This window comes from Arthrobacter sp. YD4, from assembly GCF_030410515.1.
GTDB lineage: Bacteria > Actinomycetota > Actinomycetes > Actinomycetales > Micrococcaceae > Arthrobacter.
In genome coordinates, this window is sequence record NZ_JAUHHD010000001.1 from 824,783 (window position 1) to 849,404 (window position 24,622).

A 24,622-nucleotide genomic window follows, 5' to 3' on the forward strand; every position below is an offset into this window, starting at 1 on the left:
TTACAGCCGGGCCTTGGCTGCCAGGCCCGCCCGGACGTCCTCGCCGGCGGTGGCCGCGGCGAACGCCTTGACGGCGTCCTCGGCTTCCTTGGTCAGCTTCTTGGGGACGGCGACGTCGATGGTGACGAGCAGGTCGCCGGTGGCCTTGCTGTGCTTGACGCCGCGGCCCTTGACCCGGAGCGTCCGGCCGGTGGGGGTTCCCGCGGGAACCCGGACCCGGACCTTGTCGCCGTCGAGCGTCGGAACCTCAATATCCGCGCCCAGGGCCGCCTCGGGGAAGGTGACCGGGACGTGGATGCGCAGGTTGTCGCCGTCGCGGGTGTAGAAATCGTGCGGCTTGACCGAGACGGTGACCATCAGGTCGCCGTTGCCGGCGGGGCCGTACTGGCCCTTGCCGCGGACCCGGACCTTCTGGCCGTCCTTGATGCCGGCGGGGATGCGGACGTCGATGACCTCGCCGTCGGGTTCGCGCAGGCCGATGGTGGTGCCGCGGATGGAACCGGCGAAGGAGATGCTGGTGGAGGCGGTCCGGTCCGCGCCCTTCTGCGGGCCGCGCTGGAAGGACTGCCCACCGCCGAAGCCGCCGCCGCCAAACAGGTCGGCGAATTCGGGCGGGATGCCGCCGGCGGTGCTGTAGCCGCCGGAGTGCCGGCCGCCGCCGCCGGTGAAGAGGCCGCCGAAGAGGTCCTCGAAGCCCGCCCCGCCGCCTGGCTGACCCGCGCCGCCGGGGGCGAACCGTGCGCCGCCGCCCATCGCGCGGATGGCGTCGTACTGCTGGCGCTCGTCGGCGTCGGAGAGCACGGAATAGGCCTCGGAGATGTCCTTGAACTTCTTCTCCGACGCGGTATCCCCGGCATTGGTGTCCGGGTGGTGCTGCCGGGCGAGCTTCCGGTAGGCCTTCTTAATGTCGGCGTCGGAAGCGTCCTTGGCGACACCAAGGATCTTGTAAAAGTCCTTGTCGACCCAGTCCTGGCTGGCCACTGGCGTTTCCTTTCAAAAGTCGTACAGAGTGCGCTTCGCAAACGATGGGCCCCCGCCCCTTCGCCGGGTGGCTGGGGATCTGCGATCCCCAGCCACCCGGCTCCGACAGGCCCGAAGCCACTCCCGGGGCCCATCGTCTGCTGCGCGCAGTGCGTTCCCTCACCTTAGGTGAGAAGACCGCGGGCGCGGATACCGCAGCGGACGAGAGGGCGGGCCCCCTCATCCGCGAAGGCGCGGAGAGGCGTCTACGCCGGGACGGACACGATCACTTGGGCGGCGCGCAGGACCCGGTCGCCGGACTTGTAGCCCGAGCGGAGGACCTGGCTGACCGTGTCGGTTTCGACGTCGGCGCCGGGCTGCTGGATGAGGGCCTCGTGGATCGTAGGGTCGAACTCCACGCCGGTCTCATCGATGCGCACCAGACCGTAGGTCTTGAGCGCGTTCTCCAGCTTCGCGGCGATCGCGGCGAACGGGCCGTCGGCCAGGTCGCCGTGCTGCCGGGCGGCGTCGACGTCGTCCAGCACCGGGAGCAGGGAGTTCAGGACGCCGATGACGGCCATCTCCCCTGCTACGGCGCGGTCGCGTTCGACGCGCTTGCGGTAGTTGACGTACTCGGCCTGCAGGCGGCGGAGGTCGTTCTTCAGTTCCTCCGCCTCCCCGGCGTCGACGCCCTGCGCCACGGATTCCGCGGCCGGGACGTCCACGCTGTTGAGGATGTCCTCGGCCTGGGACAGGGCGTCCCCGGATCCGGACTCCGCCGCGGCATGTTCCTGGTCAGGGTGCCGGGCCTGGCCGGTCTTCGGATCAACCTTGCGGTTGTCGTGGACCACCGGCTTCTGGCTCTCGTCCGGGCCCTCGCCGCCGTGCTCTGCTTCGTTACCGTGGTGCGGCATGATTACTTCTTCTCGTCTTCGTCAACGATCTCGGCGTCGACGATGTCCTCGTCGGAAGCCTTCTCGCCGGCCGGGGCACCTTCGGCACCGGCGGCACCCTCAGCGGCACCTGCCTGGGCGTAGATGGCCTCGCCGAGCTTGGTCTGGGAAGCCTGCAGCTTCTCAAACGCGGCCTTGACGGCGGCGTCGTCCGTGCCTTCAAGCGCCTTCTTCAGCTCGTCGACGTCGCCCTGGACCTCGGTCTTGACCTCTTCGGGCAGCTTGTCCGCGTTGTCGGCGATCAGCTTGTCCACGGAGTAGGCGAGCTGCTCGGCGGTGTTTCGGGTGTCGGTCGCCTCGCGGCGGGCCTTGTCCTCGGCTGCGTGCTCCTCGGCGTCACGGACCATGCGGTCGATGTCTTCCTTGGAGAGGCTGGAACCGCCGGTGATGGTCATCGACTGTTCCTTGCCGGTGCCCTTGTCCTTGGCGGAGACGTGGACGATGCCGTTGGCGTCGATGTCGAAGGTGACCTCGACCTGCGGCACACCGCGCGGGGCCGGTGCGATGCCGGTCAGTTCGAACGTGCCCAGCGGCTTGTTGTCGCGGGTGAATTCACGCTCGCCCTGGAAGACCTGGATGGCCACGGACGGCTGGTTGTCATCAGCCGTGGTGAAGGTCTCGGACCGCTTGGTGGGGATGGCGGTGTTGCGCTCGATCAGGTGCGTCATGACGCCGCCCTTGGTTTCGATACCGAGGGAGAGCGGGGTGACGTCGATCAGCAGCACGTCCTTGCGTTCGCCCTTGAGGACGCCAGCCTGCAGGGCAGCGCCGACGGCGACGACCTCGTCCGGGTTGACGCCCTTGTTGGGCTCCTTGCCGCCGGCCAGTTCCTTGACCAGCTCGGAGACGGCGGGCATACGGGTGGAGCCGCCGACGAGCACGATGTGGTCGATGTCGGAGAGCTTGATGCCGGCTTCCTTGATGACGTCGTGGAACGGCTTCTTGGTGCGCTCAAGCAGGTCCTTGGTCAGGTCCTGGAACTTGGCGCGGGTCAGCTGCTCGTCCAGGTGGACCGGGCCGTCGGGGGTGACGGAGAGGTACTGGAGGGAGACGTTGGTGCTGGAGGAGGAGGACAGTTCCTTCTTGGCCTGCTCGGCAGCCTCGCGGAGGCGCTGCAGGGCGATCTTGTCCTTGGAGAGGTCGATGCCCTTGACCTTGAGCTGGTTCAGCAGGTAGTCAACGACGCGCTGGTCCCAGTCGTCGCCGCCGAGGCGGTTGTCACCGGCGGTGGCGCGGACCTGGATGGTGGAGAAGTCGTCCTCGTCCTTGCCAACTTCGAGCAGGGAGACGTCGAAGGTGCCGCCGCCGAGGTCGAAGACGAGGATGAGTTCGTCTTCCTTGCCCTTGTCTAGGCCGTAGGCCAGGGCGGCCGCGGTGGGCTCGTTGACGATGCGCAGGACCTTCAGGCCGGCGATCTCGCCGGCTTCCTTGGTGGCCTGGCGCTCGGCGTCGTTGAAGTAGGCCGGAACGGTGATGACCGCGTCGGTGACCTTTTCGCCCAGGTAGGACTCGGCGTCGTTCTTGAGCTTCATGAGGATACGGGCGGAGATTTCCTGCGCCGTGTACTTCTTGTCATCGATGCTCATGGTCCAGTCGGTGCCCATGTGGCGCTTGACCGACGAGATGGTGCGGTCGATGTTGTTGACGGCCTGGCGCTTGGCGATTTCGCCGACCAGGACCTCGCCGGACTTGGAGAACGCAACGACCGACGGCGTGGTGCGGCCACCCTCGGCGTTGGCAATGACGGTGGGCTCGCCACCTTCGAGAACGGAAACAACGGAGTTGGTGGTTCCGAGGTCAATACCTACTGCTCGTGACATGTGTGGCTTCCTTCTTTCCTTGGAAACGTGCTGCCCCCGGCCATCGGGCGGAGGCCCGGCGACCGGGAGTGAACCCGGGATCGAGCCCGTCGATTGTCGAGGCGCGCCCACTTGTTGAGCGCTCTGCACTCAAGTCTACGCAGGCTCATTCCGATGTCAATCCAAAGTTGAGTCGCATCCGCTCAACTTTGAACAACGGTGCGGATTTCGACCGCGACGGCGGCGCTGAGGTCGGCGGTTTTGTCCCGCCAAACCCCGGGATTCCGCGGATTTCGTCGCCACTGCGATTTCGCCTGTGCGCAGGGCGGGTGCCCCGGCGGATGTTTCGCTCTGCGAGAACGGTCCCGCCGGGCCCGCTTGAAAAGTCCTTCTGCGCGCCTAACGTCCGGTTTCGTCGTCGCGACGCTCGTCGCCGCGGGCCGCTTCGCCCGCCGCCCGGTGGCCGGTGGCGCCCGCTGCGCCGTAGTCGCCCTCTTCGTATTCGCCCTCGACGCCGGCGACGGCATCGGGGCCCGTGGCGCCGGCGCGGCCGTAGTCACCCTCGGGGTAGTCGCCTTCCTCGGCGCCGACCGCGGAGCCGGTGGCAACGCCGGCCTTGCCGTAGTCACCCTCGGCGTATTCGCCCTCCGGGGCGCCGGCCGGGTTCTCCCCGGTCACGCCGGCGTTGCCGTAGTCGCCCTCGACGTACTGGCCGGCGTCGGCCTCAAGGCCCGTCTCCTCGGCGGCAGGGGCGGCCGCATCATGCCGCGCTTCTTCTGCTGCCGTTCGATCAAACTCACCGTGATTGTCAGACATGGGTGGATCCCTCCTGCAGGCGTGCGCGCCCGCTCGGGCGCAGGGGCAGTCTATCGAGGGACCCCGGGCGGCGACAGGGCCGTTTCCCTGCGCCGGGGATGCCCTTAACCAGGCAGCCGCCGCCACGGCCGCCTGGCGGGGGGAACCAGGAGCGGAGACGGCGGCTGCGGCCGGGGGGTCTTAGCGGACTCCCGCCTCTGCGGATTCCGGCTCGGGCTGGGAGACCTGTGCCCGCGCCGCACGGTCCGTCTCCGCCCGGCCCAGCTTGCTGGGCCACCAGATCCGGTGTCCCAGGTCGTACGCCAGGGCGGGTACCAGCAGGGACCGGACCAGGACCGTGTCCAGCAGCACGCCGAAGGCCACGATGAAGGCCAGCTGCACCAGGAACATGATGGGGATGACGCCCAGGGCGGCGAAGGTGGCGGCGAGGACCACGCCGGCGGAGGTGATGACCCCGCCGGTGACGCCCAGGCCGCGCAGGATGCCCGGCCGGGTGCCGTGCTTGATGGACTCCTCGCGGACCCTACTCATCAGGAAGATGTTGTAGTCCACGCCCAGGGCCACGAGGAACACGAAACCGAAGAGCGGCACGGTGGCGTCCGCCCCGGGGAAGCCGAAGACGTGGTTGAACACGACCGCGGAGACCCCCATCGCGGCGCCGTAGGACAGGACCACCGAGGCCACCAGCAGCACCGGCGCCAGGACGGAGCGGAGCAGTAGCATCAGGATGACCAGGATGACGGCCAGGACCACCGGGATGATGGTGACGAGGTCGCGCTGGGCGGTGGTGTTGGTGTCCAGCGCCGTGGCCGTGACCCCGCCGACAAGCGCGCCGCTGTCGATGGTCTTGAGTTCCTTGCGGAGCTCGACGACGACGTTCTCGGCCTCGTTGGAGTCGGCCGCGTCGTTCAGGGTGGCGTTGATGAGGACCCGGCCGTCACGGACCGCCGGTTCGGTGGCGGCACCGGGGGCGCCGGGGATCACCGGGGCGCCCCCGTCGGCCACCAGGTAGGCATCGCCGACGCCGCTGGTGTCCTTGGTCTTGGCCAGCACGTCCTGGGCCTTGGCCTGGTCGGTGACGATCACCGCGGGGCTGCCGCTGCCGGCGTCGAAGTGGCGCGCCAGAGCCTTCTGGCCGTCCACCGCGTTGGAGGCGGAGAGGATGACGGCGGTCTGCGGGACGCCGTTGGCCTTGAGCTGGAGCACGCCCGCGGCGGCGATCACCAGCAGCAGGACCGAAGCCACCCAGACGGTGCGCGGGCGTCGGGAAACCAGCGTGCCGGTGGCCCGCCACAGGCCCTTCTGGCCCTCGAGGCCGGTGACGAATTCCGGCTCGCGCTCCTCCTCGGGGAGCACCTTAGGCCGGAATGGCCAGAACGCGGTGCGGCCGAGGAGCGCCATCATGGCCGGCAGCAGGGTAAGGGCGGCGAAGAGCGAGCAGAGGATGCCCGCGGCCGCCACCGGGCCCAGGGCCTTGTTCGAATTCAGGTCGGAGAAGAGCAGGCACAGGAGGGCGATGATCACCGTGGCGCCGGAGGCCAGGATCGGCTCCCACGCGGCCTTCCACGCGGTGAGGGCGGCGGCGGTGCGGTTGGTGGTGTGCGTCAGGGCCTCGCGGAACCGTGCCACGTAAAGCAGGGCGTAGTCCGTCGCGGCGCCGATGACCAGAATGGACAGGATGCCCTGGCTCTGGCCGTTGAGCTGGATCCAGCCCAGTTTGGCCATGCCGAAGACCAGCAGGATGGCGGCGCAGAGGGCGAACACGGACGTGAACAGCACCGCGATTGGCAGCAGCAGGGACCGGTAGACCACCAGGAGGATCACGAACACGGCCCCGAGCGCCACGAGCAGGAGGATGCCGTCGATGCCACCGAAGGCGCTGACCAGGTCAGCGGTGAGACCCGCCGGTCCGGTGACGAAGGTCTGCATGCCCTCCGGGGCGGAGGCCTTGACCTCGTCGCGGACCTCCTTGATCACGTTCTTGACCTCGTCGGAGGAGGCGATCGGGACCACGAACTGCACAGCCTTGGCGTCCTTGGAGGGGATCGGCCCGATCACGCTGCTGCCGGCCTTCAGCTCCTCCAGCTTGCCCTTGAGTGCGGCGGCCTGGCCGAGCTGGGCGGGGGTGAACGCAGCGTCGCTTTCGATCACGACGACGGCCGGGATCTCCTTGGAGTCGCGGAACTTGGCCTGCCAATCCTGCGCCTCCGTGGCCTCGGCGCCGGCCGGAAGGAAGGAGGCTTGGTCGTTGGAGGAGACTTCGCTTAGCCGGCCGAAGGTGGGGCCGCCGATGCCGGCGATGGCCAGCCAAGTGACCACCAGCAGGACGGGCACCAGCCAGCGGAGCCAGAACGGTACACGGGTTGAGTTTTGCCGCTTGGATTTCATGGCGTCCTTCTCTGGGGGCGGTACGGAGTAGACTTCAGTAAATCATAGATTATCTCCATGATGGATATAAGTGTCTGGCTAGATATCTTGGTGCGGATTTCCTGCCCGGGACCCGTCCAGCCCCCTGGAGTAAACTCCGTGGGGCGCCAGGTGCGCCGGGGGACGAAACGCAGGAGGAGGTGAGCGGCCAGTGTCAGCAGAGATTCCACCGCAGGGCGGCCCCGGGGAGCCGTCGCCGCTGGTCCGGCTGCTCCAGGAGTTCAGCCTGGAGGCCAACCGCTACGTCGACGCCGCCGGCGCCCGCAACGACATGCACCGGACGGACCTCAACGCCCTGTCCGTGATCATGGAGCACACCGCCAAGAACCAGGTGGTCACACCCGGGGTGCTGCGCCGGGAACTGCACCTCAGCTCCCCCGCCACCACAGCCCTCATCGACCGGCTGGACCGGTCCGGCCACGTGGTGCGGGAACGCCAGGGCACGGACCGCCGGCAGGTCCAGTTGAGGATGACAGCCAAGGCCTTCGAGGACGGCGGCGCCATGTTCCTGCCGCTGGCCCGCCACATGGGGGCCGCGATGGAAGGCTTCACCCCGGAGGAACTGGAGGTGGCCACCCGGTTCCTGACCGCGATGATCGCCGCCACGGTCCGGGCAGGCGAGGAAGCGGCCGGAAGCGCGTAGCCTGTGGCCATGAGCGCCGAACAACCCGAGGATGTCTACACACACGGCCACCACGAATCCGTGGTCCGCGCCCACGCGTCGCGCACGGCGGAGAACTCCGCAGCGTTCATACTCCCGCACCTGACCCCGGGCGTTTCGGTGCTCGACGTCGGCTGCGGCCCGGGCAGTATCACGTGCGACTTTGCCGCACTGGTGGCGCCCGGGGAGGTGACCGGGCTGGACCGCTCGGCCGAGGTGATCGCCCACGCCTCCGCCCTGGCCGCCGAACGCGGCACCGCCAACGCCCGCTTCGTGGCCGGCAACCTCTACGACCTGGACTTCGACGATGAAAGCTTCGACGTCGTCCACGCCCACCAGGTCTTGCAGCACCTCACCGACCCGGTGGCGGCGCTGCGGGAAATGCGCCGGGTGGCCAAGGCCGGGGGCATCGTCGCCGCCCGCGACGCCGATTTCCACGGCATGAGCTGGTACCCGGCCGTCCCGGAACTCGACGAATGGATGGAGCTGTACCAGCGGATAGCCCGCCGGAACGGCGCGGAACCGGACGCGGGGCGGCGGCTCGTGTCCTGGGCGCAGTCTGCCGGCTTCACCGACGTCGCGCCCTCCAGCAGCAACTGGCTCTACGCCACCGGCCAGACCCGGCGTTGGCAGGCCCGGGTGTGGGGCGAACGGGTGCTGCATTCCTCTTTCGCGGAGCAGGCGGTGGAGTACGGCTTCGCCACACCCGCGGACCTGGCCCGGATCTCCGCGGGCTGGCACCGCTGGGGATCCACCGACGACGGCTGGTTCCTGATCCCCAACGGCGAGATCATCGCCCGCGCCTGAGGTCGCCAGCGCCAGACGCGTTCACCCAAGCACCGAGTCCGGGACCGGCGACGGCTATCTCATGCTCGACAAACTACTTGTCGTGGCCAGGCTTTAGGGGATCAAGGCTTTGCAACAGTCTGACCGGACGGTGCTGCGGGCGTCTCCGACGCTTCTGAACTGTGCTTGGCAGATGACAACTACTGGCCGCCGGCGACCCTCAGCGTCGCGCCCGTCGTGTAGGCCGCGTCCGGAGAGATAAGCCAGGCGACTGCCCCAGCAATTTCTTCAGGCACACCAGCGCGGCCCAAGGGAACCGATTTTGCGATTTTCGCGGGACGCTGTCGGTCCTGGTGAAAGTCGGTCCAGACGGTGCCGGGCTCAACGCAGTTCACCCGAATGCCCAAAGGGGCGAGCTCTTTGGAGAGACCCACGCTGAGGGCGGCGACCCCTGCTTTCGCCGCGGCATAGTGAACGTACGTGCCGGGGCTTCCCAGGGTCGACGCCGCTGACCCAATGAGGACGAGGCTGCCCTGCGTAACGCTGAGGTACCCAATCGCCGCATGACTGGTCAGGATGGCGCCGAGAAGGTTCACTTCGAGATCGCGGCGAATAGCAGACGCGTTGAGATCGACGAGTGGACCCACTGCGCGTACGGCGCCGGCCGCAGCAACGACTCCCGTCAGCTCCCCGAGCGCCTGACCCGCCCGGAAAAATTGGCCGATCGAGGCCTCATCGGTGACATCGACAGCTGCGATGACAGCATCCCGGCCTCGTGCCCGAACACGCTGCGCCACTTCCAGGGCCGCAGCCTCGTCAGTATGGAAACCAATCAGGACATCGTGACCGTCGGCCGCCAGTCGATCAACGATGGCTGCGCCAATCCCGCGGGAACCCCCAGTAACAGCGGTGATTGCTCGAGAACTACCCATGACCTCATTCTCCCTGCGGCGCAGAGACGCCCAAAATTATTCGAATATTCCGGATTCCCAGAACCACTCCCCGGTGTCTCCAATCCCTAGGGTTTTGAGGCGCCAAGGTTATGCGATACCTACCCCGATGTTGATCACATCAAAGGGATCGAATTGTCAAGATCGGCGTCGAGGATTTGTTTAGTGGCGCCGGACCGCCGACGGCATTCACGCAGATGTCTGAGCGTTCAGCGTCTCCTACGCTGGTCTGTGGTGGCCGGGCTTGGAACATTGCGAAGGTGATGCCGGAATATCCCTAAAGCGGCGACGACCCCGGCAGCGACGAGAGCTCCAGCGGCAACCAGGGTCGGCGTATCGGGGTGGATCACCGATTGACCGCGCAGGGCCTGCCACAAAGTCAGTACAGTCACTGACGCCCACTCGGCTGCGACGAGCAGAGTGATTCGTAGCCGTGTTCCCTCAGTCAGTCTTTCGTGGGCGAGTGATGCCAGCAGGATTGCCAACAGAGGCAAAGCTTGAAGGGCGTGCATACCAATGAAGTGCGATATCCGGAGGTCTCCCTGCACGGTGCTCCACCCAACGAGGGGTAGCCCGCCGAGGGCCTCCCCACCAACGGAGTGTGACCCGAGGACACGCGGCTCTGACTCGGCGAGCTGCTGCGCGCGCGGGCTGACCATCAGGAAACCTACCGATAACCCGGCCAGTCCAATGAGCAGGCCTAGCCTCAGTCCCCGGACAGTGCTCGATCCCTAAATGTCGAGAAGAAAGCCAGTCCGGAACCGATCACCACGGTTGCCGCGTACATAAGAACAACGCCCCCACCCATGAGGGCGTACAAAGAGGAGTCTAGTGGTGTGGCGACGTTGAAGTGACTGCCTGTACCCCGCACGACCTGCACGCTGATGGCAGCTGCTTCCAGCAAAGTGGCCGCCGATGCGACGGTACCGGCCCACCAAGCGAAGCGACGGAGCCGCGGACGGCGGAGAAGGGAGAGCATCCAGGCCAGGGTCAGGGCGTAAACACCGAAGGAAATGGCGAACTTCAGCGGTTTCGCCCACAGTGGATCACCGCCCAGAGTGCGCGTGTCGGCGGCGAGGCCCACGACGGAGACAATCGCCCAGACCGCCATGATCGCAGCTAAGCACATCAGCGGCCGGTGCCAACTGGCAATCCCCATCACCGGTGTCGCTGGGTCATGGCCGCACCGATCACCAGTCACTTTTGCACCGGTACCGTCGAGGCCGACTTGTCAGGAGCTTGCCCGGTCAGCTTCTCGGAGGCTGTCCAGAGCCGCCGGGCCAGGTCCGGGTCTTTCGCCCGGGCCGACCGTCCGATCACTTGGGCGCCACCGCGCATGTGCATGAAGTGGCGGGGTCCGGTGAACGCCGCATCGGGGAGGTCGCCGGTAATGGCGAGCAACACCGGCAGCGCGCCCTGGTCAGGCTGCTGCCCCGCGAGAGGAAGCAGGCGGTCCCAGACATTACGGCGACGGCGCTGGGGATCGTCGTAGATCGCAGTGACGACCAGCCCGGGGTGGGCGGCCATTGCCTGCACGGGTGAGCCCGCATCCCGCAGTCTCCGGTCCAGTTCGGCAGTAAAGAGCAGATTGGCCAGCTTTGAATCGGCATAGGCGCGGCCCCCTCGGAACTCGCGGTGATCCCAGTTCAGGTCCTCCAGATCGAGACGGCTTGCTCGTTCGGCCTGGGAGGCCACGGTAACGACCCGGGCGGCGACTTGTGGCAGCAGCAATGTGGTCAGGAGAAAGTGCCCCAGGTGGTTGGTGCCGAACTGCAGCTCGAAGCCGTCGCTGGTGCGCTCAAGGGTCGAAGAGGCGACGCCAGCGTTGTTAACTAGCGTGTCGATTGGCTCGGTGGTGCTCTGTGCGAAGCGGCGCACTGAGGCCAGGTCGGAGAGATCCAGCGTTCGAACCACATGCTTCCCACCCAATTGGTCGGCCAGGTCTGCGCCTTTGGCAGTATCGCGAACGGCCAACACCAAGCGGGCACCAGCCGCGGCCAGGGCGGTGGCGGTGGCACGCCCGATACCGCTTGTAGCCCCGGTGATGAGTACAGTCCGCCCGGCCATGGAGCGATGTCCCTCTGCGGGCGCGGATAGGTGAGCGGTATTTCGTTGAAGTCCCATAGCGCCAAAGTAGACGCTGTAAATATTGTTGTCAACGTCTACATCAAGCTAGAATGGGAAGATGTCAACGCCCTACCACCATGGATCGCTCCGTAAGGTCCTCCTCGAGGAAGGCCGGCTGTTGTTGGCGGAGCGGGGCGTGGCGGCCGTGACACTGAGGGAGTTGGCACGGCGCGCCGGGGTCAGCCACGCTGCTCCGCTACGGCATTTTCCCGATCGGGGGGCGCTGTTGGACGCGATAGCAGCCGAAGGGTTTGATGAACTCACCGCGGCCTTAGTGTCGGCCGATGTGCCGACGGATCTGCACGAGCGGTTGAGCGTCTATTCCCATACCCACGTCCACTTCGCCGTAGCCAACGCAGCGTTGATGGAGCTCATGTTCTCCCGGGATCTGAACCCTGCTAGCGGTGGTGCAGCGGCGCAATCGGCGGCCAGGTTCTTCACCCTCGGGGCACGCCTCCTAGGGGAGCCGGATCCCCAGGCGCTGGGGCCACTTCCCTACTTGCTGACCGGCATGTTGGAGGGCATTAGTTCCCTGGCGGCCCGGGGCCGGCTTCCCAAGGAACGGGTCGAGGAGATCACCACAGCGGCCGTAGAAGTAATGCTTCCCGCAATCCACAAACAGCTTCGGAACCCTCACACAACCAGCGCTGTGTAACCCGACGCTCTCTCTGGTACTGGGCTCTGGACGGTTTAGCCGAGCCCCACTTCTATCCTCCGGCCGTAAGAACGCCAGCCCGTCTCACAACCCTAGGGTTTCGAGGCACTGAGGTTATGAGACACATAGATCCACCGATGGTGACCGGTTCCGGTGTCCGTAAGGGGATCCCCTTCCGGACGCTGTCAACGCTCGGAAACGCCAGATTCACTCCACCCGCGGTTCTCAAGCTCTCACGGGGCAGCCCCGTACCGACTATTAGGCTGGCGCCATGGAATCGTTGCCCAACACTGCTCCCGGTGACTGGCTCAAACCTCTGATGGACACTGTGTGGCGTGACATGCACGTTGTGGTGCCACGGGGCTTCCCCGCCTACGCCAGAATCTTCCATCCGGTGACCCGGGACCGCCCAACGGACACCGGCGCCTGGCACGGACATCACCGCGGTGGCGTCTTCCCGCTGGACGAACGACAGGTCCGCTGGTCTAACGTCGCGAGTACTTTCGGGACCAAGATGCACCCGCTAGCCCAATTCCACCGGCTCCTCGGGCAACGACCGGACCAGCAGGAAATTTTCGACAATCAGGGCTGGCGCTATTCCGAACCCCTAACCGGCAACCTCGCACCGAACATCCTCGCGGCCCTGGCTGCGGGCCTCTGCGAACATACGTCCACACCAAATAAGGGCGTGACCGCCATCTGGGAAGGATGGGGAGGCCTAACGAGTTCCCTCGGCTACGCCCAACTCACATTCACGGACACGAAGATCCCCGCAGACATTCCTCCCGATTCGTCCTCATTGCCCACGGGCCCCGGCTCGAGCCTGTTACCGGCAGAGGCGATCAACGGAGGAACACTTAGCCTTCCCGGCCGCGCCTACTACCTCTTCAACGCCGCGCCGCAGTTCTACCGCAACCGCGGGTGGGTGAACCATGTGCCTTGGCACCACTCCCCGCACTTCCCGCAATCACCGAACATCCTCTGGCCGGAGGACAGAAGCTGGGTCATGGTGACCGAAATCGACTTCGACTCCACAGTGGTCGCGGGCAGCCAGGAACTCATAGCGGCGCTACTGCAGGACCCTGCCATCGAAGCCCTGCCGCTAAATGAGGGAGCAGACCTGACACGGGACGCCGACATCATCAACCGCCCCGGACAGTAGCCGAGCCTTACACGTCACCGCACCCACAAGCGGCGCTAAAGCACTCACCTCGTCCAAGGGCCCGTAAGCGGATGCTCTACCGGACAAGTGAAGTATTTCCCTGCCATTGGGGTTGGTGGGGTACTCCCAGTAAGCTGGTGGAAGAGTAGCCTGTGGGGCTATCCACGGCTCATTACTCCGTGCATAGTATGCAGTCATGTTCACGTGCAAAATCACCGCGGTCAGTCAGAGCGGTATGGATCTCACGATCCAGACTGTGGAGACCACAGACACCCACATCCTCATTTGCCTTCGGTCAGAGGCCCGAATTCCATCTAGGCATAGAGCCACCACATCTCTTGCAGCGGTACATGAGCGATTTACGCTGACAGATGGACACGGCACGACCTTGATGACTGCCCATATCAACTCGCTTTCAGATGGCCCATTCGAAGGGATCGTCTACTTGGCCTTCCCGTCAGATGGCCAGTTCGATCTAGGCACTCCGCTGACACTCAAGTCCGAGAACGCCGAGGTGAAATTTCAGCTCTGAAGCAGACGTGCCCGATTGAGGATCCCTGACTGGACGCCCCTGGACAGTACTAGCGTCAGGCCTAGCCCATTACAGCCTTATTGATTTCGGCCAGCCGATGCAGCGAGATTCCGGACGCTTGTTCTCTAACTAAGGGGTGGTCGATGGAGGGGTCGAGCTCAATGTAGGGAACCATTCCTGGCACCCTATTGTGCACGTGCGTCGCGATTGAGGTCGTGGGCGTCTCGTAGGGCAACTCATTGCATAGCCAACCGAACACCGGGGGCATGGAAGCTCGTGCAGGATCATCCCAATTGTCAGCAATCTTTTGGGTGCTTTCCTGGCTGAGGGAGACCCAAGCAGACCAGCTGAAGACCTCACCGGGGGAATCAATGAGAGGGATCTCAATGTGTCCCCTGAGGAAATAATGCCGTTCTCCTCCGACTTCAAGCACGCATACGTCGCCGCTCAATTCGCCGGCTTTCCGTTCAGTTGCGCTGGCCTGCAGCCAAACGTCCGGAGCTTGGGCTCCGAAAACCGTAACCAGCCCTTGATGCGGCTCTCCGCACGTCCCGCAGCGCCATTCGTTTCCGCCCCGGCTACCCATTTCCTCCCCCAATATTTCGTGATCACTTTTAGCTTCCCGAAACCTACCTGCGAAGGTGTCTCTTTCCTCGGGTTCGCTGGAGGACCGTCACGGGGTCGTCCCATCTTGAAGAGTACGCGCGGCTGACGTAACGACCGTCGCTGTCCCGTAAGGGGGTCGTCCGCTAACTGTCCCGTAAGACGGTCCCCTACTGCGACAAACCACCTCTGACCTGCGGCGTTACGGGGTCCCTGCTCAGGGTGTCCCGTATGCCCCGCCCGCAAAATTGCCCGGTGAAGGTGCCCTATACACTACACACTCAACAGTCTCGAAACCCATGGGATACGAGACGTCTCGCCGGTGCCGACCAGTCCCGAAACGGCGATGCCCCTAATTCCGCTGATTCTCAGGAAACTTCCCGGCGCCCGCGATTCTCATAACTACGTCACATAACTGTCTGGGCGAATCGGCGTATCCATTGTTAGTTATGAGACACCTTGTAGTCAGGTAAGGCGAGACTGATCGGCTACTGCGCTTTTCGGCGCGGCCGCAGTCAAAATGACCGGCAACAGGCAGACCGTCTGGCATCCGACGCCCGTCGGGATGACCCTTTTGTCGACCACGGCGTCTCGGGGTCACGCGTCGCCACCTCAGTTGGACCGGGCACTGGACGCCCTGGTCGGGGGCGTCACCCTCGTCATCACCACTCAGGACCGGCTCGGACGCTCCACCCAGAACACCTTGCCTTCGCCGACGCACTCCGGACCCGCGGTGCCGGCCACTGGGTCCTGAACCTGCGCGGGGGGCGACGTCGATACCTCACCCGTACTCAGTCATGCAGGGGTTCGCGGGCCGGCCGGCGTCCTCGGTCATGCTGTACTCGTTGCCCGTATCGGCCCTCCCTGCCTCAGTGCAGTGTTCGTCTCGTCACTGAAGCCGGATTCCTCACCAGGCGACTTCGCTCCTTACTGTGGTCAGCGGCCGCAAGGAAGTTCCATGAGAGGCTGACATGAGTTGCAGCAACTAGCTGGGGGAAACAATGCTTTCAATCGTCGTGTCCGTGGTCGTATTTGTCGTGCCGGTGGCGGTGATCATCTTTGCCTTGTACTGGATCATCCGTATGGGCGTAAAGCACGGGCTGAGGTCCTACTACGCAGAGCGAAACCAGGAAGCGGAGACCTCCATCTAGGGTCCCTCCCTGAACTGCCGCCTAGTGTGTCTGCGCCCGCGCGAGCGCAGGGCGCGCAGGGAACCCCCGGCGCCTGAGCGGCCGCACCTGCACAGGAACGCCACAGTGTTGCCAAAGTCCTGCCCTATCTGCGCGGGCGAGGCTGGGTTAAGCCGCAAAGGTCGGCTGGCCCGGACCCCGGGCTCCAGAAAAGGAGCAACACATGGCAAAGATCAACAAAACCACGGCGGCCATCATGCTGGCAGCGGTGATCGGCGGCGGCGCGGTCGGCGCCGCCGCGGTTCCTGCAATGGCTGCGAACAGCACCGGATCGACGACCTCGAGCACCTCCACCAGTGGCACTTCATCGGCGGGCGGCTACGGGGCCGCCGGATCGAACGGCGGCCAGAGCGGACCGCACCAGGCGAACGGGAAGACCGAGGAGGTCCTCACCGGCGACACCGCAACCAAGGTGGAGGCAGCGGTCAAGGCAGCCCAGCCGGGTGCGACGATCGAGCGGATGGAGACCGACGCCGACGGCGCCACCTACGAGGCCCACATCACGAAGTCCGACGGCACCCACTCGACGGTGCTCCTAGACGGCAACTTCACCGTGACCGGCACCGAAGACATGGGGCAGGGTGGACCGGGTGGCCACGGCCGCCCCGGTGACGTCGACGGCGACGGCGGCCAGGGCGGCACGGGTGATAACGACGCCGGCGCTCCCGCCACCAACGGCTGACGCGGCGGGGTCCCCGGCCGCAGGCCCGGGACCCCGTCCGTCCGGCAGCCGGAGGCTACCGGACGCTACCCGGCCGCCCGGAACCCATTCCCTCCACGCGGATGTGCCGCTAGGGTGCAGGCATTGACCCGATGTGAGGAGAGCGGATGCGCAAGGTAACGGCCGGATTGTTCAGCTCGGTGGACGGAGTCGTGGAGGACCCCTTCCTCTGGCAGTTCGACAGCTTCGACGCGGAACTGGGGGCCGGCATGGGCGAGATGATGGGCCGAATCGACGCCGGGTTGCTGGGCCGGGTTGGCTACCAGCAGTGGGCCGAGTACTGGCCCAACGCCCAGGCCGATGACGATTTCGCTGCCTTCATCAACCCACTGCCCAAGTACGTGGCGTCCCGAACCCTCAGCGGGGATCTCGCCTGGCAGAACTCGAAGCTGATCCAGGGCCCGCTGGAGGACTTCGTGAAAGACCTCAAGCAGGGCGACGGCGGCGACATCGGCGTCTTCAGCAGCATCTCCCTGGTCCGTCAGCTGTTCTTCGCCGGGCTTTTGGACAGCCTGATGCTGATCGTCCACCCGGTGGTGGCCGGCAGCGGCCGGAAGCTCTTCAACGACGGCGACCCGCTCAGCCGGCTGGAACTGCAGTCCTCCGAGCAGACCAGCAAAGGCAACATGATCCTCAGTTACGGGCGCCGGGACTGACCAGCGGCCCGGATGCTGGCGCCGGCAGCGGCGAACCGTAAGCTTGGCGGGTGCAATTTTCCCTCTGGCTGGCCCTGGTCGGCGCCGGCGTCCTGATCAGCTTCACGCCCGGCGCGGGCGCCATCAACACCATGAGCAACTCGCTCAACTCCGGTTTCCGGCGCGCCATCTGGGGCATCCTGGGCCAGCAGGCGGCCCTGGTGGTGCACATCCTGATCGTGGCCCTCGGCGTCGGCGTCCTCGTGGCCAGTTCGCCGCTGGCGTTCAACATCATTCGCTACGCCGGCGCCGCGTACCTGGTGTACCTTGGCATCCAGCAGTTCCGCCACAAGCCGGACCTGGACCAGGAGAAAGCCGCGGCCCTGCGGAACGAGCCGGCGCTGTCCATGTTCCGCCGCGGCCTCTGGGTGAACCTGCTGAATCCGAAGGCGATCGTCTTCTTCCTGGCGTTCATGCCGCAGTTCATCCGCCCCGACCAGCCGCTGGTGCCGCAGTATCTGGTGCTGTCGCTGACCGTGATCGTGATCGACATCCTGGTCATGTGGTTCTTCTTCGCCGCGGCCGCCAAGACCTTCCAGCGGTTCACCCACGACGCGCGCGGCCAGCGGATCCTCAACCGCATCTTCGGCGTGCTGTTCATGGCCGTCGGCGTGCTGCTGGCCGCCATCCACTAAGGCAGGGGCTTAGACCGCGCCCTGGGTCAGCTTCCGCAGCTCGGCCTTGCGGATCTTGCCGCTGGCTGTCCGGGGCATTTGGTCCACGAACACCACGGACTTCGGGATCTTGTACCGGGCCAGCTTCCCGTCCAGGTGCGCGCGCAGCTCCTCCTCGGTCAGCCGGGCGCCGTCCCGCAGCGACACCACTGCCTGCGGGACCTCGCCCCACTTCTCGTCGGCGACGCCGATCACCGCTACGCTGCCGACGGCGTCGAGCTCGGCGATCACCTGCTCGACCTCGGCGGGGTAGATGTTCTCCCCGCCGGAGATGATCATGTCCTTGAGCCGGTCGGAGATGAAGACGAAGCCGTCGTCGTCCGTGTAGCCCGTGTCGCCGGACTTGAACCAGCCGTCCGGGGTGTACGACTCGGCCGTGGCTTCGGGCCGGTTCCAGTATTCGCGGATGACGTTGGGGCCCTTGATCTGGATCTCCCCCACCGTTCCGGGCGCGGCCGGGCCCGCGTCCGGGTCCAGCGGGTCAGACACCCTGACGTCGGTGAAGAAGTGCGGCAGTCCGGAGGAACCGGCCTTTTCCCGGGACCGCGCCGCCGGCAGGGTGGTGGCGCCCGGGGCGGTCTCCGTCATGCCGTAACCGTTGGAGAAGTGCAGCCCACGCCGTTCGTAGGCGTCCAGGACCCGCAGGGGAACAGCCGAGCCGCCGCAGGTGAGCTTGTTCAGCGAACCCAGCTCCGTGGTGTCCCAGTCCGGGTGTTCGCAGAGCATCTGGAACGTGGTGGGCACCCCGCTGAGGGTGGTAACCCGGTGCCGCTGGATCAGTTCCAAGGTCCGGCGCGGGTCGAAGCGTGCCTCGAGGACCACGGTGCCGCCCTTCAGCAGCGTGGGCAGCACGCCCATGTCCAGGGAGGCGACGTGGAACATCGGCGAGATCATCAGCGCCACATCGGCTGAGGAGAAGTCGAAGTCCACCAGCACGTTTAGGCAGTTCCAGGTGATGTTGCCGTGCGTGAGCAGCGCACCCTTGGGGCTGCCGGTGGTGCCGGAGGTGTAGAGGATCATGGCCCCGTCGTCGAGGGTCACGGGCACGTCCGGTGCCTGGGGAGATCCGGCGGCGAGCGCCTGCTCGTAGTCCTCGACGGCGGCGCCCGCGCCCCCGCCCCCGCCGGCTTCGGTGCCGGACACCGGTTCGGTGCCGGTACCCGCGCCGGTCGTGCCGCCGTCGTCGACCACCAGGCGGGTCCGGACGCCGGTGCCGGCCGCGCCGCGCCCGGCGAGCCCGGCCAGGCTGGCCGCGTGGACCAGGACGGCGGCGCCGCAGTCCTGCAGCTGGAACTGGATCTCCGGGGGCGCCAGGCGGGTGTTCAGCGGGACGAACACGGCACCCAGCAGCCCGGCGGCGAAAAGCGTCTCCAGAAAGGCTGGATCGTTCTCGCCCAGGTAGGCCACGCGGTGGCCTTTGACGACGCCGCGGCGGCCCAGGGCGTCGGCCAGCCGCGCGGCCCGCTCGGCCAGCTGCGCGTACGTCACGTTCCGCTCGCCGGCGATCACGGCGGTTTTGGTGCCCGACTTGGGACTGCGCCGTTGCAGCCATGAGCCGATGCCGAAGTTCTCCACGGCAGGTCCTTTCGAGAGGGGGAGCCGGTGGGCGGCTTACTTGTAGAAGCGGGCGAGGAACTCGGCGACGACGGCGGGCCGCTCCTGGCCCTCGATCTCGATGGTGTTGGACACCTTGATCTGGGCGCCGCCCTTGACCTCGGTGACCTCGGCGATGGTGGCCTGCATCCGGATGCGCGAGCCCACTTTCACCGGGGAAGTGAAACGAACCTTGTCCAAACCGTAGTTGACCTTGGTGGTGACGCCCTCGACGTCGAACAGCTCGCCCCAGAACGGAATGATCAGGGACAGGGTCAGGAATCCATGCGCGATCGGGGCGCCAAACGGTCCTTCCTTGGCGCGTTCGACGTCGACGTGGATCCACTGGTCATCCCCGGTGGCGTCGGCGAACTTGTTGATCTGTTCCTGCGTGATTTCGCGGTATTCGGTAACGCCGAGGTCGGTTCCGGCGAGGGTGAGCAGCTTGTCGAAGTCGACGACGAGGTTGGGCATGGCGGGCTCCTGGGGTTACGGGGTGGTTAGTGGGTGAAGGCGCTGTGGCCGGTGAGGGCGCGGCCGATGATGAGGGCGTTGATGTCGTGTGTGCCCTCGTAGGAATAGATCGCCTCGGCGTCGGCGTGGAAGCGGGCGACGTCGGCCGCCAGCGTGATGCCGTTGCCGCCGACCACCTCCCGCGCCAGCGCCACGGTCTCGCGCATCAGCAGGGAGGTCTGCATCTTGGCCAGCGCCGAGTCCTGGTCCCGGTAGACGCCGCGGTCCTGCTGTTCGGTCAGCCGGACCACCAGCGAGAGGGCGGAGGTGACGTTGCCGAGCATCCGGGCGAGCTTTTCCTGGACCAGCTGGAACGAGCCCAGCGTCCGGCCGAACTGCTCCCGCTCGGTGACGTAGCGGAGGGCCGCCTCGAACGCTCCGGCGGCCGTGCCGGTGGCGATCCAGGCGACGTCGGAGCGCATCATCCGCAGCATCGCGGCGACGTCGCGGAACGAGTTGACGTTGTGCAGCCGCATCGGCTCGGGCACTCGGACATCCGCCAACGTGATGTTGGCGTTCTGCATCATCCGCAGCGAGGCCTTGCCGTGGATTTTCTCCAGGGTCACGCCTTCGGCCTGCCGGTCGACCAGGAAGCCCTTGACCTGCCCGTCGGCCTCGTCGCGGGCGAAGACGGCCAAGACGTCGGCGGTCAGGGCTCCCCCGATCCAGCGCTTGGCCCCGTTGAGAATCCAGTCCCCGCCGTCGCGCCGGGCGCTGGTGGCCAGGCCGCCGGCGATGTCCGAGCCGTGCTCCGGTTCGGTCAGGGAGAAGACGCCCTTGAGCGAGAAGTCCAGCACCCTCGGCAGCCATTCGGCCCGCTGCTCCGGGGAAGCGCCCACCGTGACGGCCGTCCGGAAGAGGCCGGCCTGGGCGGTGTAGAAGGTGGCCAGCGAGGCGTCCGAGCGCGCCAGCTCGAAGATCCGGAAGCCGTGGTAGATCCCGCGGGCCGGGGTGTGGCCTGGTCCGGGCGGGCCGGTCACCTCGGCCGGTTCCATCAGGTCCAGGTCGATCAGCGGACCGGTCAGCTGGTCCGGGAAGTCGCCGCGTTCCCAGTAGTCGGCCAGCAGGGGCTTGGCCTGCTCGTCGAGGAAGGTCCGCAGCCGGCCCAGCACCCGCCGCTCCGCATCGGTGAGCAGCGCCTCGGCGTCGTAGTAGTCGCAGACGCCGTAGAGGCGTTCCGTGGTTTCCGCGCCCATCTCAATCACCGAGCCCGAGCAGGCGGACGGCGTTGGCCTTGAGGATCTTCGGCCGGACCTCGTCCTTGAGCGGCAGGTCGGCGAAGGCGCCGAGCCATTTTTGCGGGGTGATCAGCGGGAAATCGGTGCCGAAGAGGACCTTGTCCTGCAACACCGAGTTCGACATCCGCACCAGCGACTCCGGGAAGTACTTCGGGGACCAGCCGGAGAGGTCGATGAAGACGTTGGCCTTGTGTGTGGCGATCGAGTTCGCCTCGTCCTGCCAGGGCACGGACGGGTGGGCCATGATGATCTGCAGTTCCGGGAAGTCCGCGGCCACGGCGTCCAGCAGCAGCGGGTTGGAGTACGCCAGCTTGATGCCGTAGCCGCCCGGCAGCCCCGCGCCCATGCCGTTCTGGCCGGTGTGGAAAATCGCAGGCAGGCCCAGCTCCTGCAGCGTCTCCCAGAGCGGGTAGAACTGCTCGCTCGAGGGATCGAAGCCCTGCAGGCTGGGGTGGAACTTGAAGCCGCGGGCGCCCAGGTCCACGGCCTGGTGGCGGGCGCCGGTGATGGCGTCCGGGCCGGTGCGCGGGTCGACGCTGCCGAACGGAATCAGCACGTCATTGTTGCGGGCGGCGCCGGCAATCAGCTCGGGAATGCTGTTGGGTTCGTGCTTGAGCTGGGTGCGGGCGTCCACGGTGAAGACGACGGCGGCCATGTTCAGTTCGCGGTAGATCTCGGCGATCCGGTCCAGCGACGGCGTCCGGTCCTCGGCCTTGAAGTACTTGGCGGAAGCCTCGGTGAGGGTTTCGGGCAGGGAGTTGTGGCCGCAGCTGTCCACCTCGAGGTGGACGTGCATGTCGATCGCGTCGAGCGCGGCCGCGTCGATGGCGGGTTCGTACCGGGTCGGGGCCATCTCAGCGGGCCTGGGCCGGCTCGGGCTGCAGCTCCTCCGGCAGCGGCAGGAACTCCTCGCCCACGCTCTGCAGCTTGTCGCCGAAGAGTGAGTCGAAGTTCTCCACGAGGTCTTGGTAGCCCCAGCCGCCCTCGCGGTATGCGGTGGCGGCGGCCTCCGGGTGGGTCCAGAGCTGGAGCCGGTCGCCGCCGGCGCCGATGGCCTGGCCGGTGATCCCGGCCGCGGCGTCGGAGGCCAGGAACGCGACCAGCCCGGCGACGTCGTCGGCGGTGCCGAAGCCCAGCTCGTGGCGGAAGAAAGCCGGCATGGCATCGCCGCGTTCGTCCGCTTCGACGGCCTTCTGGAAGTACGGGAGGGTCTTGGTCATGGCGGTGGCGGCCACGGGGATGACGGCGTTGGCGGTGACGCCGGCCTTCTTCATCTCCAGCGCCCAGGTGCGGACCATGCCCACGATCCCGGCCTTGGCGGCGGCGTAGTTGGTCTGGCCGAAGTTGCCGCGCTGGCCGGTGGGCGAACCGATGGTGATGATGCGGCCGGGAACCTGATTTTCCTTGAAGTAGCCGAACGCCTCCCGGGCGCAGGTGAAGGTGCCCTTGAGGTGGACGTTGATGACGGCGTCGAAGTCCTCGTCCGTCATCTTGAGCAGGCTCTTGTCCCGGAGGATGCCGGCGTTGGTGACCAGGATGTCCAGCCGGCCGAACGTGTCGACAGCCGCCTGAACCAGCTGCCTGGCCACCTCGGAGCTGCCCACGGGGGCGACGACGGCGGTGGCGCGGCCGCCGTCGGCCTCGATGGTGCGGACGGCGTCGGCTGCAACCGCCTCGTCAACGTCGTTGACGACGACGGCGGCGCCCTGCCGGGCCAGTTCCCGGGCGTAGGCCAGGCCCAGCCCCCGACCGCTGCCGGTGACGATCGCTACTTTTCCTGCGAGGCTCATTGCCGCTCCTTTGCTAGCTGCCGCGCGTCCTGCACGGCGGCGTGGGACGTTGTTCTGGATCCATGAAAGTATGGATAATTGAGAAAGTCAATGATTTATCTTGTCGACCATTGGAGCCGGAATGACGATCGAAGCCGCAGACGCACCGGGCACGGACCGACCGGAGAAGCTCACGGCCGCGCCCATGGCCGGCGACGCCGGGTTCCTGCTGGCCAAGCTGCATGCCGCCGGTTCGGTGCTGAACAACCGAGCCCTGGCCGACTTCGGGCTGAAGGAGCGCTCCTATTCGGTACTGGCACTTGCCAACAGCGACCTTGAGCCGACCCAGCGCGAGATGGCGGAGTTCCTCAGCCTGGATCCCAGCCAGATCGTGGCCCTGATCGATGAACTGGAGGGCCGGGGGCTGGTAATGCGTGCGCCCGGCAAGCAGGACCGGCGGGCCAAGACCGTCACCACCACCGACGACGGCGATGCCGTCTTCCGGCAGGCGACGTCGGCCGCCCGGCGGGCCGAGGCCGCCGCCCTGGCCCGGCTCAGCGCCGAGGAGTCCGGTCAGTTGAAGGCCCTGCTCCGGAAGGCGCTGTGGGGTTAAACGGGCTACTCAATGAGCGTGCCGCCGGCAAGATGCCGGTTGCGCGTCTCGATCAGCTGTTTGAGGTAGCGGGCGAGCACCGCTTTCTCGACCAGACGCCCGAGGGGGCCGAACGGCGCCGAGAACTCGATGCGGTCCAGCATGAGGGTTCCTGCCCCGTCCGCCCTGAATTCATGAACGTGCCGGAACCGCCGGAACGGACCCCTCACCTGCTCGTCGACGAAGTAGTCAGGCGCGTACATCTCAGTAATCCGGCTGGTCATGTGCAGCGGAATGCCGAAATGGTGGGCCCGCCAGGTCACTTCCTCGCCGAGGGAAATGAGGCCCGAGGTCACCCCGCCGATGGCTTCTTCCCGGGAGTGCGCCAGGGAATCCATGTGGACGTCGATGTTGCGCGCACGATCGAACATTTCCGCCGGGGGCATGGTGGTCCGCGTCCTGCATTCGAAAGTGACGGCCATCGTCAGAGTATTGCAGGGTTTTGACCCCGCCCTGATCCGCATTCGATATCCCGCTCCCGCTATTTCACCCGGGCCGTCCCTATGCAAGACTGCCCGCATGGACGATCCGCGAAGCCGCATTCTTCCCCTTCTCCGCCAAGGCGAGCAGCTGTTGTGGGCCAGCCAACCTGATCCGAAGGTTCGTTTCACCGGTGCCGATGCATTCCTCATTCCCTTCAGCATTCTGTGGGCAGGATTCGCGGTCTTTTGGGAATTCACGGCCATCCGCACAGCCTCTCAGCCATTCTTCGTGATCTGGGGTGTGCCGTTCGTCCTGCTGGGCCTTTATTTCATCTTCGGCCGATTCATCGTGAAAGGGCGCAGGAAGCGGATCACAGCCTATGGACTTACTGACCGCAGGGCCATTGTCTGCGTCGGCGACCGGACCGTCGTGGATTCCCCGCTGGGCAATGTGCCCACCAAGATCGACCGATCACGCGACGGCCGCCATGCGAATGTGGTGTTCGGCCAACAGGGTTTGATGGGCGTTGTCGGCATGTATCAGAACACCGGTCTCGACTTCATGGGTCTGGGAATGGGCCAGGCCGTCGCCTTTTACGACGTCGCCGATCCCGGCGATCTGCTGAGGGCGCTGGACCACGTCGGGGTTCGGTGAGCGTGAACGTGGGCTACCCCGCGCGAACGGACTTCCTCTGGCCTCCGAGGCTGCCGCCGGCAGTGAACT

The 24,622-nt window shown here is 66.3% G+C and carries 25 protein-coding genes; 10 read left to right on the forward strand and 15 right to left on the reverse strand.

Features of this window, described 5'->3' with window-relative positions; translation table 11 throughout:
* From QWJ39_RS03870 to QWJ39_RS03890, 5 genes are all read right to left on the reverse strand, one after another.
* Positions 1-981 carry a DnaJ C-terminal domain-containing protein gene (locus tag QWJ39_RS03870; RefSeq protein ID WP_290256372.1) on the reverse strand — a complete coding sequence of 327 codons (981 nt, stop codon included), beginning with the start codon at positions 979-981 and terminating at the stop codon, positions 1-3.
* A 245-nt stretch (positions 982-1,226) separates the two neighbouring features.
* Complete coding sequence (locus tag QWJ39_RS03875) at positions 1,227-1,874, reverse strand: nucleotide exchange factor GrpE (protein ID WP_290256373.1); 648 nt, start codon at positions 1,872-1,874, stop codon at positions 1,227-1,229.
* Between the two features lie 2 nt (positions 1,875-1,876).
* Positions 1,877-3,733 (reverse strand): molecular chaperone DnaK, encoded by a 1,857-nt coding sequence (gene dnaK / locus QWJ39_RS03880; protein ID WP_290256374.1) that lies wholly within the window; start codon positions 3,731-3,733, stop codon positions 1,877-1,879.
* Positions 3,734-4,111: 378 nt separating this feature from the next.
* On the reverse strand, positions 4,112-4,528 hold the full coding sequence (locus tag QWJ39_RS03885) for a hypothetical protein (RefSeq protein ID WP_290256375.1): 417 nt from the start codon (positions 4,526-4,528) through the stop codon (positions 4,112-4,114).
* A 180-nt stretch (positions 4,529-4,708) separates the two neighbouring features.
* Positions 4,709-6,916 (reverse strand): MMPL family transporter, encoded by a 2,208-nt coding sequence (locus QWJ39_RS03890; RefSeq protein WP_290256376.1) that lies wholly within the window; start codon positions 6,914-6,916, stop codon positions 4,709-4,711.
* 190 nt (positions 6,917-7,106) lie between these two features.
* Between QWJ39_RS03890 and QWJ39_RS03895 the strand changes: the two genes are divergently transcribed.
* Positions 7,107-7,598 (forward strand): MarR family transcriptional regulator, encoded by a 492-nt coding sequence (locus QWJ39_RS03895; protein ID WP_290256377.1) that lies wholly within the window; start codon positions 7,107-7,109, stop codon positions 7,596-7,598.
* Positions 7,599-7,607: 9 nt separating this feature from the next.
* On the forward strand, positions 7,608-8,423 hold the full coding sequence (locus QWJ39_RS03900; protein WP_290256378.1) for a methyltransferase domain-containing protein: 816 nt from the start codon (positions 7,608-7,610) through the stop codon (positions 8,421-8,423).
* A 179-nt stretch (positions 8,424-8,602) separates the two neighbouring features.
* Here QWJ39_RS03900 and QWJ39_RS03905 read toward each other — a convergent pair whose 3' ends face one another.
* The 3 genes from QWJ39_RS03905 to QWJ39_RS03915 form a co-directional block, all read right to left on the reverse strand.
* Positions 8,603-9,334, reverse strand: coding sequence for an SDR family oxidoreductase (locus QWJ39_RS03905; RefSeq protein ID WP_290256379.1), 732 nt, complete (start codon positions 9,332-9,334; stop codon positions 8,603-8,605).
* A gap of 724 nt (positions 9,335-10,058) precedes the next feature.
* Positions 10,059-10,511: a hypothetical protein gene (locus QWJ39_RS03910; protein WP_290256380.1), complete on the reverse strand. Its 453-nt coding sequence runs from the start codon at positions 10,509-10,511 to the stop codon at positions 10,059-10,061.
* Between the two features lie 38 nt (positions 10,512-10,549).
* Positions 10,550-11,419, reverse strand: coding sequence for an SDR family NAD(P)-dependent oxidoreductase (locus QWJ39_RS03915; protein WP_290256381.1), 870 nt, complete (start codon positions 11,417-11,419; stop codon positions 10,550-10,552).
* Positions 11,420-11,537: 118 nt separating this feature from the next.
* Between QWJ39_RS03915 and QWJ39_RS03920 the strand changes: the two genes are divergently transcribed.
* A complete protein-coding gene (locus QWJ39_RS03920) occupies positions 11,538-12,134 on the forward strand; it encodes a TetR/AcrR family transcriptional regulator (RefSeq protein ID WP_290256382.1) in 597 nt (198 codons plus the stop codon).
* 271 nt (positions 12,135-12,405) lie between these two features.
* Entirely contained in the window at positions 12,406-13,296 is an 891-nt protein-coding gene (locus QWJ39_RS03925) for a hypothetical protein (protein ID WP_290256383.1), read from the forward strand.
* 593 nt (positions 13,297-13,889) lie between these two features.
* On the opposite strand, the gene QWJ39_RS16255 is transcribed toward QWJ39_RS03925, so the two are convergent.
* Positions 13,890-14,414: a DUF2199 domain-containing protein gene (locus QWJ39_RS16255; RefSeq protein ID WP_356902718.1), complete on the reverse strand. Its 525-nt coding sequence runs from the start codon at positions 14,412-14,414 to the stop codon at positions 13,890-13,892.
* A 1,039-nt stretch (positions 14,415-15,453) separates the two neighbouring features.
* On the opposite strand from QWJ39_RS16255, the gene QWJ39_RS03935 reads away from it, so the two are divergent.
* From QWJ39_RS03935 to rhtB, 4 genes are all read left to right on the forward strand, one after another.
* Entirely contained in the window at positions 15,454-15,582 is a 129-nt protein-coding gene (locus QWJ39_RS03935) for a hypothetical protein (protein WP_290256384.1), read from the forward strand.
* A 202-nt stretch (positions 15,583-15,784) separates the two neighbouring features.
* Entirely contained in the window at positions 15,785-16,303 is a 519-nt protein-coding gene (locus QWJ39_RS03940) for a hypothetical protein (protein WP_290256385.1), read from the forward strand.
* Between the two features lie 146 nt (positions 16,304-16,449).
* Entirely contained in the window at positions 16,450-16,998 is a 549-nt protein-coding gene (locus tag QWJ39_RS03945; protein ID WP_290256386.1) for a dihydrofolate reductase family protein, read from the forward strand.
* Positions 16,999-17,048: 50 nt separating this feature from the next.
* Complete coding sequence (gene rhtB / locus QWJ39_RS03950) at positions 17,049-17,672, forward strand: homoserine/homoserine lactone efflux protein (RefSeq protein ID WP_290256387.1); 624 nt, start codon at positions 17,049-17,051, stop codon at positions 17,670-17,672.
* A 9-nt stretch (positions 17,673-17,681) separates the two neighbouring features.
* Here rhtB and QWJ39_RS03955 read toward each other — a convergent pair whose 3' ends face one another.
* Genes QWJ39_RS03955 through QWJ39_RS03975 form a run of 5 tightly spaced genes read right to left on the reverse strand, consistent with a single transcriptional unit; the run spans position 17,682 to position 22,845 of the window.
* On the reverse strand, positions 17,682-19,286 hold the full coding sequence (locus QWJ39_RS03955; RefSeq protein WP_290256388.1) for a long-chain fatty acid--CoA ligase: 1,605 nt from the start codon (positions 19,284-19,286) through the stop codon (positions 17,682-17,684).
* Between the two features lie 36 nt (positions 19,287-19,322).
* Positions 19,323-19,778 (reverse strand): MaoC family dehydratase, encoded by a 456-nt coding sequence (locus QWJ39_RS03960; RefSeq protein WP_290256389.1) that lies wholly within the window; start codon positions 19,776-19,778, stop codon positions 19,323-19,325.
* 26 nt (positions 19,779-19,804) lie between these two features.
* A complete protein-coding gene (locus QWJ39_RS03965) occupies positions 19,805-21,013 on the reverse strand; it encodes an acyl-CoA dehydrogenase family protein (protein ID WP_290256390.1) in 1,209 nt (402 codons plus the stop codon).
* Position 21,014: 1 nt separating this feature from the next.
* Positions 21,015-21,908 (reverse strand): amidohydrolase family protein, encoded by an 894-nt coding sequence (locus QWJ39_RS03970; RefSeq protein WP_290256391.1) that lies wholly within the window; start codon positions 21,906-21,908, stop codon positions 21,015-21,017.
* A 1-nt stretch (position 21,909) separates the two neighbouring features.
* Positions 21,910-22,845 (reverse strand): SDR family NAD(P)-dependent oxidoreductase, encoded by a 936-nt coding sequence (locus QWJ39_RS03975; RefSeq protein ID WP_290256392.1) that lies wholly within the window; start codon positions 22,843-22,845, stop codon positions 21,910-21,912.
* 121 nt (positions 22,846-22,966) lie between these two features.
* On the opposite strand from QWJ39_RS03975, the gene QWJ39_RS03980 reads away from it, so the two are divergent.
* Positions 22,967-23,437 (forward strand): MarR family transcriptional regulator, encoded by a 471-nt coding sequence (locus QWJ39_RS03980; protein ID WP_290256393.1) that lies wholly within the window; start codon positions 22,967-22,969, stop codon positions 23,435-23,437.
* Positions 23,438-23,442: 5 nt separating this feature from the next.
* Here QWJ39_RS03980 and QWJ39_RS03985 read toward each other — a convergent pair whose 3' ends face one another.
* On the reverse strand, positions 23,443-23,898 hold the full coding sequence (locus tag QWJ39_RS03985; protein WP_290256394.1) for an SRPBCC family protein: 456 nt from the start codon (positions 23,896-23,898) through the stop codon (positions 23,443-23,445).
* Between the two features lie 97 nt (positions 23,899-23,995).
* On the opposite strand from QWJ39_RS03985, the gene QWJ39_RS03990 reads away from it, so the two are divergent.
* Positions 23,996-24,553: a hypothetical protein gene (locus QWJ39_RS03990; protein ID WP_290256395.1), complete on the forward strand. Its 558-nt coding sequence runs from the start codon at positions 23,996-23,998 to the stop codon at positions 24,551-24,553.
* Positions 24,554-24,622 lie beyond the last annotated feature (69 nt).